The sequence below is a fragment of the Streptomyces sp. 891-h genome (assembly GCF_022760275.1).
Taxonomy (GTDB): Bacteria; Actinomycetota; Actinomycetes; order Streptomycetales; family Streptomycetaceae; genus Streptomyces; species Streptomyces spirodelae.
In genome coordinates, this window is record NZ_CP050693.1 from 5,163,274 (window position 1) to 5,181,618 (window position 18,345).

The 18,345-nt window shown below is 71.0% G+C and carries 19 protein-coding genes and 2 pseudogenes; 11 read left to right on the forward strand and 10 right to left on the reverse strand.

The genetic code is table 11. The features are described 5' to 3' along the window. Nucleotides 1–50: 50 nt before the first annotated feature. Nucleotides 51–1,559, forward strand: coding sequence for an MFS transporter (locus HC362_RS22565; RefSeq protein WP_243085808.1), 1,509 nt, complete (start codon nt 51–53; stop codon nt 1,557–1,559). Nucleotides 1,560–1,588: 29 nt separating this feature from the next. Here the strand turns inward: HC362_RS22565 and HC362_RS22570 are convergent, their stop codons facing one another. The 6 genes from HC362_RS22570 to HC362_RS22595 form a co-directional block, all read right to left on the reverse strand. Beyond that, nucleotides 1,589–2,404: a hypothetical protein gene (locus tag HC362_RS22570; protein ID WP_243085809.1), complete on the reverse strand. Its 816-nt coding sequence runs from the start codon at nt 2,402–2,404 to the stop codon at nt 1,589–1,591. A gap of 107 nt (nt 2,405–2,511) precedes the next feature. Next, nucleotides 2,512–2,874: an MmcQ/YjbR family DNA-binding protein gene (locus HC362_RS22575; RefSeq protein ID WP_243085810.1), complete on the reverse strand. Its 363-nt coding sequence runs from the start codon at nt 2,872–2,874 to the stop codon at nt 2,512–2,514. Nucleotides 2,875–2,949: 75 nt separating this feature from the next. After that, entirely contained in the window at nt 2,950–4,296 is a 1,347-nt protein-coding gene (locus HC362_RS22580) for a hemolysin family protein (RefSeq protein ID WP_243085811.1), read from the reverse strand. Then, nucleotides 4,293–4,793, reverse strand: a complete 501-nt coding sequence (ybeY, locus tag HC362_RS22585; protein ID WP_243085812.1) for an rRNA maturation RNase YbeY — start codon at nt 4,791–4,793, stop codon at nt 4,293–4,295. Before ybeY ends, HC362_RS22580 begins: the two co-directional genes overlap by 4 nt. 12 nt (nt 4,794–4,805) lie before the next feature. Continuing rightward, a complete protein-coding gene (locus tag HC362_RS22590) occupies nt 4,806–5,891 on the reverse strand; it encodes a PhoH family protein (protein ID WP_243085813.1) in 1,086 nt (361 codons plus the stop codon). A gap of 145 nt (nt 5,892–6,036) precedes the next feature. Then, on the reverse strand, nt 6,037–7,119 hold the full coding sequence (locus tag HC362_RS22595) for a PfkB family carbohydrate kinase (protein WP_229375130.1): 1,083 nt from the start codon (nt 7,117–7,119) through the stop codon (nt 6,037–6,039). Between the two features lie 424 nt (nt 7,120–7,543). Between HC362_RS22595 and HC362_RS22600 the strand changes: the two genes are divergently transcribed. Further along, on the forward strand, nt 7,544–8,335 hold the full coding sequence (locus tag HC362_RS22600; protein ID WP_243085814.1) for an HAD family acid phosphatase: 792 nt from the start codon (nt 7,544–7,546) through the stop codon (nt 8,333–8,335). Nucleotides 8,336–8,380: 45 nt separating this feature from the next. Here the strand turns inward: HC362_RS22600 and HC362_RS22605 are convergent, their stop codons facing one another. Both HC362_RS22605 and HC362_RS22610 read right to left on the reverse strand, forming a co-directional pair. Next, the gene (locus HC362_RS22605; protein ID WP_243085815.1) at nt 8,381–8,659 is read right to left on the reverse strand and encodes a protealysin inhibitor emfourin; all 279 of its coding nucleotides are present in this window, start codon (nt 8,657–8,659) and stop codon (nt 8,381–8,383) included. A 76-nt stretch (nt 8,660–8,735) separates the two neighbouring features. Next, complete coding sequence (locus HC362_RS22610) at nt 8,736–9,833, reverse strand: M4 family metallopeptidase (RefSeq protein WP_243085816.1); 1,098 nt, start codon at nt 9,831–9,833, stop codon at nt 8,736–8,738. A 331-nt stretch (nt 9,834–10,164) separates the two neighbouring features. Between HC362_RS22610 and leuA the strand changes: the two genes are divergently transcribed. The 8 genes and pseudogenes from leuA (at nt 10,165) to HC362_RS22650 (ending at nt 17,131) form a co-directional block, all read left to right on the forward strand. Next, entirely contained in the window at nt 10,165–11,961 is a 1,797-nt protein-coding gene (leuA, locus tag HC362_RS22615; RefSeq protein WP_243085817.1) for a 2-isopropylmalate synthase, read from the forward strand. 270 nt (nt 11,962–12,231) lie between these two features. After that, complete coding sequence (locus tag HC362_RS22620; protein WP_243085818.1) at nt 12,232–12,900, forward strand: TerB family tellurite resistance protein; 669 nt, start codon at nt 12,232–12,234, stop codon at nt 12,898–12,900. A 7-nt stretch (nt 12,901–12,907) separates the two neighbouring features. Continuing rightward, nucleotides 12,908–14,338 carry a family 1 glycosylhydrolase gene (locus tag HC362_RS22625; protein ID WP_243085819.1) on the forward strand — a complete coding sequence of 477 codons (1,431 nt, stop codon included), beginning with the start codon at nt 12,908–12,910 and terminating at the stop codon, nt 14,336–14,338. After that, entirely contained in the window at nt 14,307–14,672 is a 366-nt protein-coding gene (locus tag HC362_RS22630; RefSeq protein WP_347568468.1) for an MMPL family transporter, read from the forward strand. Before HC362_RS22625 ends, HC362_RS22630 begins: the two co-directional genes overlap by 32 nt. After that, nucleotides 14,645–14,983: pseudogene (locus tag HC362_RS22635) on the forward strand (ATP-binding protein); the annotation flags it as partial. The gene HC362_RS22630 and the pseudogene HC362_RS22635, both read left to right, overlap by 28 nt. A gap of 50 nt (nt 14,984–15,033) precedes the next feature. Beyond that, nucleotides 15,034–15,471, forward strand: a pseudogene (locus HC362_RS22640) (response regulator transcription factor); the annotation flags it as partial. Nucleotides 15,472–15,475: 4 nt separating this feature from the next. Beyond that, complete coding sequence (recO, locus tag HC362_RS22645; RefSeq protein ID WP_243085820.1) at nt 15,476–16,237, forward strand: DNA repair protein RecO; 762 nt, start codon at nt 15,476–15,478, stop codon at nt 16,235–16,237. A 63-nt stretch (nt 16,238–16,300) separates the two neighbouring features. After that, complete coding sequence (locus HC362_RS22650; RefSeq protein WP_243085821.1) at nt 16,301–17,131, forward strand: isoprenyl transferase; 831 nt, start codon at nt 16,301–16,303, stop codon at nt 17,129–17,131. Here HC362_RS22650 and HC362_RS22655 read toward each other — a convergent pair. Then, nucleotides 17,121–17,393 carry a DUF4190 domain-containing protein gene (locus tag HC362_RS22655; RefSeq protein ID WP_243085822.1) on the reverse strand — a complete coding sequence of 91 codons (273 nt, stop codon included), beginning with the start codon at nt 17,391–17,393 and terminating at the stop codon, nt 17,121–17,123. The genes HC362_RS22650 and HC362_RS22655 overlap by 11 nt on opposite strands. A gap of 2 nt (nt 17,394–17,395) precedes the next feature. Beyond that, nucleotides 17,396–17,557 carry a hypothetical protein gene (locus tag HC362_RS22660; RefSeq protein ID WP_243085823.1) on the reverse strand — a complete coding sequence of 54 codons (162 nt, stop codon included), beginning with the start codon at nt 17,555–17,557 and terminating at the stop codon, nt 17,396–17,398. Nucleotides 17,558–17,674: 117 nt separating this feature from the next. Here HC362_RS22660 and HC362_RS22665 point away from each other — a divergent pair, with 117 nt between their 5' ends. Next, the gene (locus tag HC362_RS22665; RefSeq protein WP_243085824.1) at nt 17,675–18,337 is read left to right on the forward strand and encodes a TetR family transcriptional regulator; all 663 of its coding nucleotides are present in this window, start codon (nt 17,675–17,677) and stop codon (nt 18,335–18,337) included. The last annotated feature ends 8 nt before the right edge of the window (nt 18,338–18,345 follow it).

An 18,345-nucleotide genomic window follows, 5' to 3' on the forward strand; every position in this document is an offset into this window, starting at 1 on the left:
CCATAAACAGCAGCTCCCCACGGGGTGTTCCGCGCCAGCAGGCTGTGATCATGCCAACGACCGCTTCCGTACCGGAGACGACCGCGCCCGCGCCGGTCACCGAAACCGTCACCGACACCTCCTCCGTCCGTTCCGAACCCGCGCCCGTGTCCCACCGCTTCACCCCGCGCGAGATCCTGCTGCTGGTGGTGCTGTGCGCCTCGCAGTTCCTCGTCGCGCTCGACTTCTCGGTACTGAATGTCGCGCTGCCCGTCCTCGGCCCCGACCTGGGACTGGGCGAGGCCGGACTCCAGTGGGCCGTGACCGCGTTCGCCCTGCCCACCGGCAGCTTCCTGCTGCTCTTCGGCCGCCTCGGCGACCAACTGGGCCGTCGCCGTACGTTCCTGACCGGGCTGGCCCTCTTCACCGGCGCCTCGGTACTGGCCGCACTCGCGCCGACCGCGCCGCTCTTCCTGGCCGGGCGCGCCCTGCAGGGGCTCGGCGCGGCCGCGCTGGTGCCCACCGGCATGGCGCTGATCACCACCTCGTTCGCCGAGGGCCCCAAGCGCACCAAGGCGCTGAGCATCAACGGCTCCCTGATGGCGCTGGGCTTCACCGTCGGCATGGTCGTCGGCGGCGTCCTCACCGACACCCTCGGCTGGCGCTCCACCATGGGCCTGCTCGGGGTGGGCGGCGTACTGGTGCTGCTGGCCGCACCACGGCTGCTGACCGAGAGCCGCGGTGAGCGCACCCGGCTGGACGTGCCCGGGGCACTGACCGTGACCGGTGGGCTCTTCGGCATCGTCTACGGGCTGTCCACCGCGGCCGAGGAGGGCTTCTCGCGGCCCGATGTGCTGGTCGCGATCGTCTCGGGCCTGCTGCTGCTCGTCCTGTTCGTGCGGGTGGAGTCCCGCAGTGCCGAGCCGCTGCTGCCGCTGTGGATGCTGCGCCGCCCCTCGGTCGCCTTCGGCAACCTCGCCGGGCTCGTCACCGTCTCGATGATGACCGCAGTCGTCTTCCTGATGACGCTCTACCTCCAGGATCTGCTGGGCGTCTCCGCGCTCGTCTCCGGGCTCGTCTTCGGCGTACAGGGCCTCGCCTCCGTCGCGGGCGGCGCCCTCGCACCCCGGATAGCGCGCCGAATCGGTGCCCCGCGCACCCTCGCGCTGGGCCTCTTCGGCCAGGGCGCGCTGACGGCGGCGCTGCTGGGCCTGGGCACCGGGAGCGGGCTGTGGCTGGTCGTGGTCGCCGTCTCGCTGGCGAGCGGCCTGCACCTGGTGGCCGTCGTCACCTACGGCGTCACCGCGACCTCGGGCCTCGACGACGCCGACCAGGGCCGCGCCACCTCCCTGGTCACCAGCGCGATGCAGCTCGGCCTGGCCCTGGGCATCCCGCTGCTGAGCGCCCTGTCCGTCGGCTGGGCGGGCGCCCTGCGCAGCAGCGGCACCCCCGCTGACGCCGCCACCCTGGGCGGCATCAAACTGGGCCTCGCCGCCGACACGCTCGTCCTCCTGGCCACCGCCCTCCTGGTGACCCTCACCCTGGCCCGGCGCCGGCGAGCTTCGCGGGGCAGCAGCTAAGGGGCAAGAGGCACCCCGCCCCCAGCCGCTCAGTCGCCCTCCGGCGGGGGCACCGTCGGGGAAGGGGTGCGGCCTTGTGCGACGGCTTTGAGGCGTGTGGTGGCGGTTCTTGCCGCCCGTGTGGTCAGGGACTTGTCGCCGTCCCCGACGGACAGCAGCGCAAGGCCGGTCGTGGACTGTTCCACCCGCGCCAGCACCAGGTCGAGAGTGAGCTGTTCTCCGTCGGCCGGGCCGCCCTGGGCGGTTCCGCGCAGCCGGGCGCAGGCGCTGTCGGTACCGGGATCGACCCGCAGCCGGGAGACGGTGAAGTCGACGGTGACCGCGTTGTTCTTCGCGGTGAACTTCTCACAGCTGGCGCGCACGCTCTTGAAGGTGCTCAGGGCCCGCTTCGAGCCGTCGCCGCCCTCCTCGTCGTAGGAGGCGACCTCGGTGGCCAGGTACGGGCCGTTCGCGCTCTTCCGGTAGTCGCGGGAGGCGTCGGTCCGTGCCTCGTGGCGGTCCAGGTCGCCGCCGAGCGTGTCGAACAGCTGCTTGCAGTTGCGGTCCTTGGTGCTCAGATCGTCGGGTGCGTCGCCCGCCGCGGTGGTGTCGTCCAGGTCCGCGTGGTGCCATCCGGCGGGCAGGTTCCCCTCGGCCAGCAGTGCGGCGCGGGTCTGCTGTTCGCTCAGCGGCCCGTCCGCCTGCGAGGGCGAACCTGTCGGGCTGGCGTCGGACTTCGACGGCGGGGGTGACGGCGACGGTGTCTCGCCGGAGCTCCCGCCGTCGCCGTCGCCGCAGCCCGCCAGGGCCAGCAGGGTGGCGGCGGCCAGGGCGCCGACGAGGGGGGAGCAGCGTGCAGCGCGCATCGGATCGCCTTTCGGACGGCCTCTGCCCCCAACCCATCAGCCGCAGCGCCGGCCCGCGAGCCGACGGCCCCCGAACAGGTGGCGGACGGCACCGCTCATCCGCCCCCTCACGCCTGCCCCAGCCGCAGCCGTTCCCACCGGGGCAGCCCGGCGACCACCAGGTCGTAGGAGTCCTCGATCATCTCCCGTACGGCGCGGTCGGGGATGCTTCCGTCGAGGGTCACCGTGTTCCAGTGGCGCTTGTTGAGGTGCCAGCCGGGACGCACCGCCGGGTAGGTCTCACGCAGCTGGAGGGCGATCTCCGGATCGCATTTGAGGCTGACCCGGAGCGGGGCCTGGTCCAGGGCGCTGATGGCAAAGATCTTCGCCCCCACCTTGAATGTGGAAAGCTCCGGATTCCCGGGGAACGGGAAGTCCTCCCATGCGGCGTTCTGTTCCAGGCAGCAGGCTTTCAGCTCGTCCGGCGTCATGGTCGAAAAGCGTAGGTGCCGCCTCTGACACCGACCGCCCGGACGGCAACCGCCCGGACATCGACCGCCGGGGCCTCAGCCCTCGCCGGGGGCAGAGCCCGCCGCGCCCTCCCCGCCGTCCGCGAGCACGGGCTCGCGGACCGGCTCCACGAGCACCGTCACGATCTTGTTCCGGCGGCCCGCCGGGGACTCGGCCGTCAGCCGCAGCCCCGTCAGGGTGGGGTCGGAGTGGTCCTGGGACACATCGACCGTGGTGGTCGCACCCGCGATCGGCACCCGGCCCAGCGACTTGGCCAGCAGTCCGCCGACCGTCTCCACGTCCTCGTCGTCCAGCCCCGTCAGCCCGAACAGCTCGCCCAGGTCGCCGATGTCCAGCCGCGCGGTGACCCGGTAGCGGCCCTCGCCCAGCTCCTCGACAGGCGGCAGCTCTCGGTCGTACTCGTCGGCGATCTCCCCGACGATCTCCTCCAGGATGTCCTCGATGGTGACGATCCCGGCCGTGCCGCCGTACTCGTCGATCACCACGGAGACGTGGATGCGGTCCTTCTGCATCTCCCGCAGCAGATCGCCCGCGTTCTTGGTGTCGGGGACGAAGGTGGCGGGCCGCATCGCCGTGGAGACCAGCTCGCTCTCCGCGTCCCGGCTGATGTGCACCTTCCGCGCCAGGTCCTTGAGGTAGACGATGCCCACCACGTCGTCCTCGCTCTCCCCGACCACCGGGATACGCGAGAAACCCGAGCGCAGCGCCAGCGTCAGCGCCTGCCGGATCGTCTTGAACCGCTCGATGGTGATCAGGTCCGTACGCGGCACCATCACCTCGCGCACCAGCCGGTCGCCGAGCTGGAAGACGGAGTGCACCATCTTCCGCTCCTCCGCCTCGATCAGCGACTCCCGCTCGGCGAGATCCACCATGGCGCGCAGCTCCGCCTCACTGGCGAACGGTCCCTTGCGGAACCCCTTCCCCGGCGTGAGCGCGTTGCCGAGCAGGATCAGCAACTGCGGCACCGGGCCCAGGATGCGGGCCAGCGGCAGCAGGACGTACGAGGCGGCCGTCGCGGTGTTCAGCGGATGCTGGCGGCCGATGGTGCGCGGCGAGACCCCGATGGCGACATAGGAGACGAAGACCATCACCCCTATGGCGACGGCCAGCGCCTCCCAGGTGCCGTCGATGGCCCGCAGACAGGCGTAGGTCACCAGCGCGCCGGCCGCCACCTCGCAGGCCACCCGCAGCAGCAGTGCCAGGTTGAGGTAGCGGGTGGGCTCCGCGGCGACCGCGGCCAGCTTGGCGCCGCCGCGCCGGCCCTGGCGTACCGCCTCCTCAGCCCGGTAGCTGGTGGTGCGCGCCAGTCCCGCCTCGGCGCAGGCGGCCAGCCACGCCACGATCACCAGCAGGAAGACGGCGGCGGCGAGCGGAGCACTCACGACGTCGTGGTGGGTGTGGGGGAGGGCCCGGACAGGCCGCGCTCGGCGCGCCAGCCGTCCACGATCGCGGACTGCAGGCCGAACATCTCGGCCCGCTCGCCGGGCTCCTCGTGGTCGTACCCGAGCAGGTGCAGCACCCCGTGCACGGTGAGCAGTTGCAGCTCCTCGTCCATGGAGTGCTTCGTCGGCGCGTCGGCGCCCTGCTTCTCGGCCACCTCGGGGCACAGCACGATGTCACCGAGGAGGCCCTGCGGGGGCTCCTCCTCGTCCCGGGACGGCGGGCGCAGCTCGTCCATCGGGAAGGACATCACATCCGTGGGCCCCGGCAGCTCCATCCACTGCCGGTGCAGCTGCTCCATGGTGTCCGCGTCGACCGCGATCACCGACAGCTCGGACAGCGGATGGATACGCATCCGGGCCAGAGCGTAGCGGGCGATGTCGAGCACCGCCTCCTCGTCGACCCTGCGGCCGGACTCGTTGTTGACGTCGATCGACATGGTGTCTGCCGGTCACTTCCTCTTGCGGTGGCCACGGCCTGCGGTCGCACTGCCGCTCGCGCCGTCGCCCTCGGCGGGGCCAGCCTGCTGCTGGGCGTTGTCGTAGCGGTCGTACGCGTCGACAATACGGCCCACCAGCTTGTGCCGGACCACGTCCGTGCTGGTCAGCTGCGAGAAGTGGACGTCCTCCACGCCCTCCAGGATCTCCCTCACCTGGCGCAGCCCGCTCTTGGTCCCGCCCGGCAGGTCGATCTGCGTCACATCGCCCGTGATCACGATCTTGGAGTCGAAGCCGAGCCGGGTGAGGAACATCTTCATCTGCTCGGGGTTGGTGTTCTGCGCCTCGTCCAGAATGATGAACGCATCGTTCAAGGTGCGACCCCGCATATAGGCCAGTGGTGCCACCTCGATCGTGCCGGCCGCCATCAGGCGGGGGATCGAGTCGGGGTCGAGCATGTCGTGCAGCGCGTCGTACAGCGGCCGCAGATATGGGTCGATCTTCTCGTAGAGCGTGCCCGGCAGATAGCCGAGCCGCTCGCCCGCCTCGACCGCGGGCCGGGTCAGGATGATGCGCGTGACCTGCTTGGCCTGGAGGGCCTGCACCGCCTTGGCCATCGCGAGATACGTCTTGCCGGTGCCGGCCGGGCCGATCCCGAAGACCACCGTGTGCTTGTCGATGGCGTCCACATAGCGCTTCTGGTTGAGCGTCTTGGGACGGATCGTGCGGCCCCGGTTGGAGAGGATGTTCTGGGTGAGCACCTCGGCCGGCGTCTCGTCGACGGCGCCCGTGCCGTTCTCCTGAGCGCGCAGCATGGAGATCGAGCGCTCCACCGCGTCCTCCGTCATCGGCTGGCCGGCGCGCAGCACCAGCATCATCTCGTCGAAAAGGCGCTGGACAAGGGCGACCTCCGCGGCGTTACCGGTGGCGCTGATCTCGTTGCCCCGGACATGGATGTCCGTACCGGGGAACGCGTCCTCGATCACGCGCAGCAGAGAGTCTCCGGAGCCCAGCACCGTCACCATGGGGTGGCTGGGTGGCACGGTGAAGCGGGCTGTCTCCTGCCCGGATCCGGCCTGGGATGGGGTTGTCTGCGTCATGGGCGGCCTCTGGGGCCTGCTCATCTCCCTCGCTGCGCCGTACTTCCACTACGGCTCCAGGGTACGACGCGCTCCGGGCCGGCCCGGCCTGGTTTTCGTACGGGCTGGTGAGGGCGCTGCCCGCTGTCACACCCGGCGGACGCCGTCAGCCCTCCCGCTCACGGAAGCCCAGCGTGGGCACCGCGCGGCGGGGCGGCCTCGAGGCGGAGCAATCCGTGAGGATGCGGCTCAGAAAGCCGTAGTGGCGGCAGCCGGGCTCCTGGGAGCCCACCCGGTGCCACCAGGCCGCGATCTCGGGCCAGCCGGGCGCCGAGAGAGAACCGCCGAACTCCTGCACGGACAGCGCGGCGGTCAGCCCCGCGAAGGCGAGCCGGTCGGCCAACGGCCAGCCGGCGAGGCTGCCGGTGACGAAGCCCGCCACGAACACATCACCGGCGCCCGTGGTGTCCAGCGCCTCAACGGCGATGCCCGGCACGGTGGCCGTCTCTCCGCTGCCCGCGTCCACGGCGTAGGCGCCGTCGGCCCCCATGGTGACGACGGCCACCGGCACCCGCTCGGCCAGGGCGTGCGCGGCCGCCTGCGGGGTCTCGGCGCGGGTGTAGCGCATGGCCTCGACGGCGTTGGGCAGGAACGCCTCGCAGTGGGGCAGCTCCGCCAGGGCTGCCAGATCCCAGCGGCCGGTCTCGTCCCAGCCGACGTCGGCGAAGATCCGGCTGCCGCGCCGGGCGGCCGTCGCGATCCACTCCTGGGCGCGGCCGGGCACCAGCGAGGAGACACAGGCGGTGGCCGGGGGCGGGCACTCGGGCGCGTCCGGGTCGTAGGCGGTGGCGGCGTTCTTGGGTGGCGCCTCGTGCCCGTGCGAGATCATCGTGCGCTCGCCCTCGTACGCCATCGAGACGGTCACGGGCGAGTGCCAGCCGGGGACGGTGTGCGAGAGGGAGAGGTCGATGCCTTCGCCCGCCTCCAGTTCCTCGCGGCAGTAGTCGCCGTACATGTCGTCGCCGAACGCGGCGGCCAGCGAGGTACGCAGGCCGAGCCGGGCGAGCGCGGTGGCCATGTTGGCGATGCCGCCGGGCGAGGAGCCCATACCGCGGGCCCAGGACTCGGTACCGCGTACGGGTGCCGAGTCGAGCCCGGTGAAGATGATGTCGAGGAAGACGGTGCCGGTCAGATAGACGTCCCAGCGCGGGTCGCCTGCGGCGCGGACCGCCGCCAACGGGTCGAACAGCGGGCGGGAGAGCGCCGCACGGGGCGGCTGCCGCGGGGAGCCCTTCGCCGGTGCGATACGGCCGGGGGCACCTGGGTGCTGACCGGCCGCCGGGGGCCTGCGCGTGCTCACCGTGCTCACCGTGCCTTCCCCGTGACTGACTTGCCTTCTGGCGCCTGCGCCTGCGCGCGTGCGTGTCACCGACCATAGTGCTTCCGGGCGTGCGGCCTGTGTCTCTTCCGTGTCCGGACGAGATCTTGTGCCCTGTCCGGTGTATCCGACTGCGGGTGGTGTGTGGTTGCTCGCGCAGTTCCCCGCGCCCCTTACGGGGCGACAGGGGATTTTGCGAATCATTGAATCTTCGCGCGTAGATGCGCTGTTGGGCGCGCTGCTACGTTCCCGGGGATCTCTTGCCCGTGCCGAGTCGCCGCGAGGAGCCGCCCCGATGTCCCGTTCCCTCCGTACAGTTCTGCCCCTCGTGGCCGTCACCGCCGTGGCGAGCACGGCGTTCCTCGGGATCGGCCAGGCGACGGCCGAGCACTCGGTGCCCAGGACCGACAAGGAGATCCCCAACCTCGATCAGGTGAAGACCAAGATCGAGGCGTACTACGGCGACATCGAGACCGAGGACGGCGAGCACTACGCCTCCCCGCACAGCAATTACGCCAAGCAGACGCGCCGCATCGCCGCGAAGGCCCGCAAGGACCTCGAAAGCGATCTGCACAAGTACAAGTCTGCTCACAAGCCGCACAAGAAGCCCGCCGTGGTGTTCGACGTGGACGACACCACGCTGCTCACCTACAACTTCGAGCGCGAGATCGGCTACCACTTCACGCCGCAGGCGCAGGACGAGTACCTGCGCACCACGAACATGGACCCGGTCTTCGGCATGCGCAAGCTGGTCAACTGGGCGGACAGCAAGGGCATCACGGTGTTCCTGGTGACCGGGCGCAAGGAGTACCAGCGCGACTGGAGCGTGCGGAACCTCAAGAAGGTCGGCTACAAGAACCCGGTCGACAAGGAGCACTTCTTCCTCAAGAACGAGGAGAACCCGCCCCCCTACCTCGACTGCGGCAGCGACTGCACCACCGTCGAGTACAAGTCGGGCACACGCGAGCACATCGAGGACCAGGGCTACGACATCCTGGCCAACTTCGGCGACCAGTACAGCGACCTGAAGGGCGGGCACGCCGACCGCAGGGTCAAGCTCCCCAACCCCATGTACTACCTGCCCTGACCTGAGGTACTACCCGCCCTGACCGGCGCCCTCAGGGCAGGGGCGTCATGCTCCTTCCTTGAGCACCTTTCTCACCAGCGCGGACTGTGCCTCGGTGAGCTTGGGGTCGGCGAAGTGGGCGGTGGCGACCGAGTCCCCGGTCTCGGTACGCACCTCGTAGTGGAACCCGTCGGGCACGCCCATCGGCGCCTCGCCGAGGCCCTCGCGCACCGCCTGGTCGGCCAGGCGCGCAAGTTCCCCGGCGTCGGGCCGGCCCGCGGTCTCGAGGGTGGCCCGGCGGGTGAGCCCGCCGAAGCCACCCGTGCGGATGACAGTGATACGCATACATCCATCTTCCCGGCGATCCGCCCGAACGTTAAGTGCCGACGGGCCGGATTCGGCCGAGTGCTTCAGCGGGCTCCTAGCCTGCCGTCACACCCACCTCGGACCAGCACTTGCGTACCGCCTCGTGCTCGTCGCTGCCGTCGCCGTAGCGGGACTTGGCGGCCTCGGTGGTCGCCGCGGCGAATGCCGCGAAGTCGGTGTCCGGCTGCAGCGAGCCGCCGGTGAGGGTGTCGTACCAGATCTGGCCCGCACGCTCCCAGGCGTTGCCGCCCAGGTCGACGGCGAGCTTGTAGAAGGCGTGGTTGGGGATGCCCGAGTTGATGTGCACGCCGCCGTTGTCGGCGCCGGTGTTGACGTAGTCGTCCATCGTCGCCGGCTGCGGGTCCTTGCCGAGCACATCGTCGTCGTAGGCCGTGCCGGGGGCCTTCATGGAGCGCAGCGCCTCGCCCTCCACCCGGTCGGTGAACAGCCCGGAGCCGATCAGCCAGTCTGCCTCCTGCGCACCCTGGCCCAGGCTGTGCTGCTTGATCAGGGAGCCGAAGACGTCGGAGACCGACTCGTTGAGCGCCCCGGACTGGCCCTGGTACTCCAGATTGGCGGTGTACTGCGTCACTCCGTGGGTCAACTCGTGCCCGATGACGTCGACCGGCAGGGTGAAGTCGCGGAAGATCTCCCCGTCCCCGTCGCCGAACACCATGCGCTCGCCGTCCCAGAAGGCGTTGGCGTACTCGTCGCCATAGTGCACCGTCGCGTCCAGGGGCAGCCCGGCGCCGTCGATCGAGTAGCGGTCGAAGGCGGTCAGGAAGAGCTCGAAGGTGGCACCCAGCCCGGCGTAGGCCCGGTTGACCGAGGCGTCCTGGACCGCCTCGCTGCCCTCCTCGCGGACCGTCTCGCCGGGGAGCTGCTCCTTGTGCTCCGCGTCGGAGATGGTGCGCTGCGGCTTGCGGTCGGCGGGGTCGACGTCCGGCGCGGCGGGCGCGGAGGCGAGGAGGCCGTAACGCACTGTGGTGATCTGGCGCCGGGTGCGCTGGGTCGCGTCCCGCTCCAGAGTGCGCCGAGCCGGCCGGGAGAGGACGTCGTCGCTGTTTCTGGACACCTGGTCGAGGAGGTGCGGAGGCACGATCGTGCAGAAGACGGGATGGATCTGCGGTGAGTGCGCGCGGTGTGCGTTCATACTGAGCAATGTGGCACTGAGTTACCGACCTGTCACCGGTGGCGGCCATGATTCGCGCAAAACGGTGGCGAAACGGTGTTGAACGTGTTGCACAGCGCGACCGGAACCCCGCTCACCGGCGCCCCGGTGGTGCCCTCCGGTATCCCGCATGGTGATACGCCCCCGGCTGCCCGCCGGACCTCCGTTATGCTGCGAACATCATGCGTTTCGGGCTGCTTCTTCTTAGCTGCCGCGGCGAGGGTCTGTAGCCACCACAAGGCCGACCCCCTCCCCGCGGAGTCGAGTGCTGTCGTCGGTCTTGGAACAGCTACCTCACAGGAGCCCGAACGCCATGACATCCCAGCAGCCCGCCCGGCCTGCCCGCGCCACACAGGCCCCCATCGGCCGCGCCACCCCGCTGACCGCGGCTTCCGTACGCCAGCGCCCCTCCGGAATGCCGGTCCACAGGTACGGCCAGTACGAGGCCGTCGACCTGCCCGACCGCACCTGGCCGAACAACCGGATCACCAAGGCCCCCCGCTGGCTGTCGACCGACCTGCGGGACGGCAACCAGGCGCTGATCGACCCGATGTCCCCGGCCCGCAAGCGGGAGATGTTCGACCTGCTGGTGAGGATGGGCTACAAGGAGATCGAGGTCGGCTTCCCCTCCTCGGGCCAGACCGACTTCGACTTCGTGCGCTCCATCATCGAGGAGGACGCGATCCCCGAGGACGTGACGATCTCCGTCCTCACCCAGGCCCGTGAGGAGCTGATCGAGCGGACCGTCGAGTCGCTGAAGGGCGCCCACCACGCCACGGTCCACCTGTACAACGCGACAGCGCCGGTCTTCCGCGAGGTCGTCTTCCGCGGCACCCGCGACCAGGTCAAGCAGATCGCCGTGGACGGCACCCGGCTGGTGATGGAGTACGCCGAGAAGCTGCTGGACGACCGGACCGCCTTCGGCTACCAGTACAGCCCGGAGATCTTCACCGACACCGAGCTGGACTTCGCGCTGGAGGTCTGCGAGGGCGTCATGGACGTATGGCAGCCCGAGGACGGCCGCGAGATCATCCTCAATCTGCCCGCCACCGTCGAGCGCTCCACGCCCAGCACCCACGCCGACCGGTTCGAGTGGATGGGCCGTCACCTGTCCCGCCGCGAGCACGTGTGCCTGTCCGTGCACCCGCACAACGACCGCGGCACGGCGGTGGCCGCCGCCGAGCTGGCCGTGATGGCGGGCGCCGACCGCGTCGAGGGCTGCCTGTTCGGACAGGGCGAGCGCACCGGCAACGTCGACCTGGTGACGCTGGGGATGAACCTGTTCAGCCAGGGCGTCGACCCGATGATCGACTTCTCGCAGATCGACGAGATCCGCCGCACCTACGAGTACTGCAACCAGATGGAGGTCCACCCGCGCCACCCGTACGTGGGCGATCTGGTCTACACCGCCTTCTCCGGCTCCCACCAGGACGCCATCAAGAAGGGCTTCGACGCCATGGAGGCCCGCGCGGCGAAGGCGGGCAGCAGCGTGGACGACATCGAGTGGGCCGTCCCCTATCTGCCCATCGACCCCAAGGACGTCGGCCGCTCCTACGAGGCCGTCATCCGCGTCAACTCGCAGTCCGGCAAGGGCGGCATCGCCTACGTCCTCAAGGGTGAGCACCACCTGGACCTGCCGCGCCGCATGCAGGTGGAGTTCTCCAAGATCATCCAGGAGAAGACCGACGCCGAGGGCGGCGAGGTCACACCCGCCGACATCTGGGCGGCCTTCCAGGACGAGTACCTGCCGACCCCTCAGAAGAGCTGGGGCCGTATCGCGCTGCGCGGCGCGCAGACCTCCACCACCAGCGAGGGCGCCGACGCGCTGACCGTCGAGGCCGTGGTCGACGGCGAGCCCGTGGTGCTCAGCGGCACCGGCAACGGCCCGCTGGCCGCCTTCTTCGACGCGCTGCACGCCATCGACGTGGACGTGCGGCTGCTGGACTACGTGGAGCACACCATGAGCGAGGGCGTCGGAGCGCAGGCCGCCGCCTACATCGAGTGCGCCATCGGCGGCCAGGTGCTGTGGGGTGTGGGCATCGACGCCAACATCGTGCGGGCCTCCATCAAGGCCGCTGTGTCGGCGGTCAACCGCGCGTATCGGGGCTGAGCCGCACGTTCTTCGGGCGGGCCGGCCGGCATTCCGGTGGCGGCCCGCCCGGGGGCTTGTTCCGGTGAGGGGTGCCCCTTGCGGCGTCTGCGGGCTGCGGGTGCGTCGTGGTCGCTCGCGCAGTTCCCCGCGCCGCTGTTGGGGCGGCGGGTGTGGGGGTATGTGACGTGCGGGGCTGAAAAACTCTCCAAGGGCTGTCTCCGGCGCCCGGCTGTGGTTAATATCACGTCACCCGGCGACGTTGCCGAATCGTGATGGAGGTGCGAGGCCATGCGCCAACGACCCTTCCGTGTACGTCTCGTAGGGGTCCGCACGAGCTGGCGCACCCTCGACGACGGCGACTTCTTCTGCCCCGGCTGCGGCGGCGACCGCCGCTACCGCCGGCGTGCGGGACGGCGCCGGTTCGTCGTCCTGGGCCTTCCCCTTCTGCCGCGCGGCCCGGCCGGGCCCGTGGTCGAATGCGTGGCCTGCCGGGGCCACTTCGGCGCCGAGGCCCTGGACCGGCCCACCACCTCGCGGCTGGCCGGCATGCTGCGCGAGGCGGTGCACAGCGTGGCGCTCGCCGTGCTGGCTGCCGGCGGTTCGGACGCGCGGGCGGCCCGCGAGACGGCCGCCGAGACGGTGCGGGCCGCCGGTTTCCCCGGCTGCACCGAAGAGGAGCTGACCGCGCTGCTCGCCGCGCTCACCGCGGAGAGCAGACAGCAGGGCCACGGCAGGATCTCCCTGGAGATCGAACTGCACGAGGTGCTGGCGCCGCTCACCCCGCATCTGGCCGTGCCCGGCCGGGAGAGCCTGCTGCTGCAAGGTGCGCGGATCGCGCTCGCCGACGGGGTGTACTGCGCGGCCGAGCGCGAGGTGCTGGCCACCATCGGACGGGCGCTGGAGATCGGAGCCGAGGACGTGGACCGGCTGCTGGCCCAGGCCCGCACCCCCTCCTGAAGCGCCGATGACGCCCTCTCAGCCGCTCCCCGCCTTCCCCGACGGCTTCCTGTGGGGTGTGGCCACCTCCGCCTTCCAGATCGAGGGCGCCGTGGCGGAGGACGGGCGCGGGCCGTCGTCCTGGGACGCCTTCACCAGGGAGCCCGGCCGGATCAAGGACGGCAGCGACGCGGCCGTCGCCACCGATCACTACCACCGCTGGCCCGAGGACGTGGCGCTGCTGCGGGAACTGGGCGTCGGCGCCTACCGGTTCTCCCTCTCCTGGCCCCGCCTGCTGCCCACCGGCACGGGGCCGCTGAACGCGCCGGGGCTCGACTTCTACGACCGGCTCGTGGACGCCCTGTGCGAGGCCGGCATCCAGCCGGTGCCCACCCTCTTCCACTGGGACACCCCGCTCGCGCTGGAGGAGCGCGGCGGCTGGCTGCTGCGTGACACCGCGCTGCGGTTCGCGGACTACGCAGCCGAGGTCGCCGCCCGGCTCAAGGACCGCGTCGCGCACTGGACCACGCTCAACGAGCCCGCCGAGGTGACCCTGCTCGGCTACGGCCTCGGGGTGCACGCGCCCGGAAAGCGGCTGCTGTTCGAGGCGCTGCCCGCCGCGCACCACCAACTGCTCGGCCACGGCCTGGCCGTGCGCGCCCTGCGGGCCGAGGGCGCCCGCTCCATCGGCGTCGCCAACTCGCACGGTCCCGTACACGCGTGCTCGGACAGTACGGCCGACACCGGTGCGGCCGACTTCTACGACACCCTCACCAACCGGCTCTTCGCCGACCCGCTGCTGCTGGGGCGCTATCCCGAGGGGCTGGCCGAGTTGCTGCCCGGGCCGGTCGACGACGACCTGCGGGCGATCGCGGAACCGCTCGACTGGTACGGCGTCAACTACTATCAGCCAACCCTGGTCGGCGCCGCGGAGTCCACCGGCGGGCCGGCGGACGGCCCGGGCGACGGGATCGCGGACGGTCCCGGCGCCGGGTTCGCGGGCGTCGACATCCCCGCCGAACTCCCCTTCGCCCTCCACGAGATGCCCGGCAGGGAACGCACCGGGTTCGGCTGGGCCGTCGTACCCGAAGGGCTCCCCGAGACGCTGCGGATTCTCCGCGCGCGGTACGGCGACCGGCTGCCGCCCGTCATGATCACGGAGAACGGCTGCGCGTATCCGGACCGTACCGAGGACAGCGCCCGTATCGCCTTCCTGGACGCCCATCTGCGCGAGCTGCACACCGCGCTGGCCGAAGGCATCGACGTACGCGGCTATTTCGTCTGGTCGCTGCTGGACAACTTCGAATGGGCCGAGGGCTGCAGCCGGCGGTTCGGCCTGGTCCATGTGGACTACACGACTCTCGAGCGCACCCCGAGAGCCTCGTTCCACTGGTTCCGCCGCGCACTGAGCGCCCAGCGCGCCGCAGGTGCGTCGGCGGGAGTACGACAGCGGGAGTAACCGGGGCCCCGGGCCTTCCGGGGCGGAAGCGCCGGGTTCGGTCGCACGGGCGACGAAGGGGAGGCGAGCGGCGGAGAGCCTGGTCGCGCCGCTCATCCTGACGGCCGCCGTCGTCTCCACCTGGGGCGCGGCACTGGGCCTGGGCGGGCTGGCCTTCGGGCCGCTGCTGGGCTTCGAGGGGCTCGACCCGGGCATACCGCTGATGACGTTCGTCCTCCTCGTCGCGCTCGGCGTCGACTACGGCATCTTCCTGATGCACCGCACCCGCGAGGAGTCGCTGCGCGGCGTGCCCGTCGCCGCGGCGTCGCTCATCGCGCTGCGCAGGAGGCGCTGACCAACGCGGTGCGGCACGCCGGGCCCGCCGTCCGGGTACGGGCCGTGGTGGAGGCCGTGGGAGAGGCGCTGCGGGTCTCCGTCGTCGACGACGGCCCGGACGGTGCCGCTCCCGCTCCGGGACAGGACACCGGCGGTCCCGGCGGGTTCGGCATCGCCGGGATGCGGGAGCGGGCCCGCAGCGTCGGCGGCACCGTGGAGGCCGGACCGCGCGCTCCAGGGCCCGGGTTCGCCGTCACCGCCCTGCTGCCCGCCCGGCCGTCCACCTCCGCACTCGCGTCTTCCGCCGCACCGAGGGGAGCCCTGTCATGACGGAAACCGCTTCGACGAGCAGGCTCCGCGAGGGCGCGGGCCCCATCCGGATCGTCCTGACCACCTACGACACCGACGAGCACGTGGTCGACGCGCTGCGCGCCGGGGCCTCCGGGTTCCTGGTCAAGGACACCCGGCCCGCCGAGCTGCTGGAGGCGATCCGTACCGTCGCGGCGGGGGATGCGCTGCTCTCGCCCGGACCGACGGCCCGGTTGATCGCCCGCGTGCTGCGCGCCCCCGCGGATGGTGCCGTGACGGCGCCGTGTCCCGAGGCCCTGGGCGCGCTCTCGGCCCGCGAGCGGCAGGTGCTCGCCCTGGTCGGGCGGGGCCTCAACAACACGGAGATCGCCGAGACCCTCTCGCTGTCGCCGCTCACGGCGGAGACCCATGTGAGCCGGATCATGGGCAAGCTCTCCGTGCGGGACCGCGCACAGCTGGTGATCGCCGCCTATGAGTCCGGACTCATCACACCGGGTACGCGAGAATGAGGCCATGAGCCTGTTCCGCGACGACGGCATCGTCCTGCGCACGCAGAAGCTCGGCGAGGCCGACCGCATCATCACGCTGCTCACCCGGGGGCACGGGCGGGTGCGTGCCGTGGCGCGGGGCGTCCGGCGGACGAAGTCGAAGTTCGGCGCGCGGCTGGAGCCCTTCAGCCACGTCGACGTGCAGTTCTTCGCACGGGGCAGCGAGCTGGTGGGGCGCGGCCTCCCGCTCTGTACGCAGACGGAGACGATCGCCGCGTACGGCCAGGGCATCGTGGCCGACTACGACCGCTACACCGCCGGGACGGCGATGCTGGAGACGGCCGAGCGGTTCACCGACCACGAGGGCGAGCCGAATGTGCAGCAGTATCTGCTGCTGGTCGGCGGCCTGCGCACCCTCGCCTCGGGGGCGCACAGCGCGGGTCTGGTGCTGGACGCCTTTCTGCTGCGGTCCCTGGCGATGGGCGGCTACGCGCCCAGCTTCGCGGACTGTGCCAAGTGCGGGCTGCCGGGGCCGAACCGGTTCTTCTCCGTGGCCTCGGGCGGTGTGGTGTGCGTCGACTGCCGGGTGCCGGGCAGTGTGGTGCCGTCCCCGGAGGCGCTGCGGCTGCTGGGCGCACTGCTGACCGGCGACTGGGAGACCGCAGACGCCGCCGAGGCCCGGCACTGCCGGGAGGGCTCGGGGCTGGTCTCGGCGTATCTGCACTGGCATCTGGAGCGCGGGCTGCGCTCGCTGCGCTACGTCCGGCAGGCGGCGGGCGGCCAGTAGCGGTTAGGCTCGGGCGGGTCAGCACTGTCCCTGCGAGTCCCGCCCGCTGGAGTTGAGTACCGAATGGCACGCCGCGGAATGCTGTCCTGGTCGCAGCAGCGCGAGTACGCGACGCCCGAGCCGCACCCGTCGGGTGCCCGGCCGCCCAAGATCCCGGGCGAGCTGGTCCCGAACCATGTGGCGGTCGTCATGGACGGCAACGGCCGGTGGGCCAAGCAGCGGGGGCTGCCGCGCACGGAGGGCCACAAGGTCGGTGAGGGCGTCGTCATGGACGTGCTCAAGGGCTGCATCGAGATGGGCGTGAAGAACCTGTCGCTGTACGCCTTCTCGACCGAGAACTGGAAGCGCTCCCCGGAAGAGGTGCGCTTCTTGATGAACTTCAACCGCGACGTGATCCGCCGCCGGCGGGACGAGATGGACGCGCTGGGTATCCGCATCCGCTGGGTGGGGCGGATGCCGAAGCTGTGGAAGTCCGTCGTCCAGGAGCTCCAGGTAGCCCAGGAGCAGACGAAGGACAACGACGCGATGACGCTGTACTTCTGCGTCAACTACGGCGGCCGTGCCGAGATCGCGGACGCGGCGCGTGCTGTCGCCGAGGCGGTGGCGGCGGGCCGGCTGGATCCGGCCAAGGTCAGCGAGAAGATGTTCGCGAAGTATCTGTACTACCCCGACATGCCGGACGTGGATCTCTTCCTGCGGCCGTCGGGCGAGCAGCGTACGTCCAACTATCTGATCTGGCAGAGCGCCTACGCGGAGATGGTCTACCAGGACACCCTGTGGCCGGACTTCGACCGGCGCGACCTGTGGGCGGCCTGCCTGGAGTACGCCCAGCGCGACCGCCGCTTCGGCGGTGCGCGCAATGACGACGGCCAGCAGGGCGCCGTCAGCCCGTGAAGCTCCAGGAGACGGTGCCGTTCGCCGTCACCAGTACGGCGAGCACGAGCAAATCGGCGGCGCCCAACGCGGTGCCCAGCATGGCGCGGCCGCGCCGGTTCGTGCCGCGGGCCAGTGCCAGCCCGCCCAGCACCAGTGCACAGGGGCCGAGGACGACGTTGAAGACCAGCAGTCCGACCAGGCCCATGACGAACGAAGCCACGGCCATGTCGTCGGCGTCCCCGGTCCGGGTACGGCCCTTGCGGAGCAGGACAGTGCTCATGGTCAGCTCCTCTTCCGGTTGCGGCGGGTGCGCTCGCGGACGGTGAAGACCAGCAGCCAGGCGGCGATGACCGCGGCTGCGGAGACGGTTACGGCGGGCGGCAGTTGGGCCGGCGGCCCGACCAGGACGCCCAGCAGGAGGAACGCTGCGACGAGGAAGATCATCAGTTCCTCTTTCTCCCAACTCGTAGAAGCAGTGGGTGAACAAGTGTGGTGACAATTGTTCACTGAGTTCGACACTACAGCATTGCGGGGCCCGGCGCACAACTGTTTACTGAAGCCATGAGCACCACCCCCCGAACCACCTCCCACTCGCAGCGGGACCTGCAAAAGGCCCGCACACGCCGCGCCCTGCTCGACGCCGGCCTCGCCCTGCTCGAGGAGCAGAGCCTCAGCAGCATCGGCCTGCGCGAGATCACCCGCGCCGTGGGCATCTCACCCGCGGCCTTCTACCGGCACTTCCGTGACGTGGCCGACCTGGGCGTCGCCCTGGTGGAGGAGTCGCTGGGCAGTCTGCACGCGGTGATACAGGCCGGACTGACCGAGCGCAGCGAGGACGGTGAGCGCATCGACCACCTCGTGGACGCCATCGCCCGCTTCGTCCGCGAACACCCCGAGCACATCCGCTTCGTGGTGCGCGAGCGGCACGGCGGGGTGGCCGCCGTGCGCACCGCCATCGGTGCCGAACTCGACCGGTTCGCCGAGGAGGTGGCCGAGGCGCTGGCCCGCGACGAGGTCTCGCGGGGGTGGAGCGCAGAGGATCTGCGGATGCTGGGCGAGACCTACGTCGACCATATGGTGATGACCGCCTCCGCGTTCCTGGAGGCGGCCCAGGGGGAGGGGCCGCCGGAGGACGTCGTCGCGCACACGGCCCGCCGTCAGCTCCGCCTCATCAGCCTCGGCCGCCGCCACTGGACCTCCGACCCGGCGAGCCCCGCACCCTGACGCCCCTC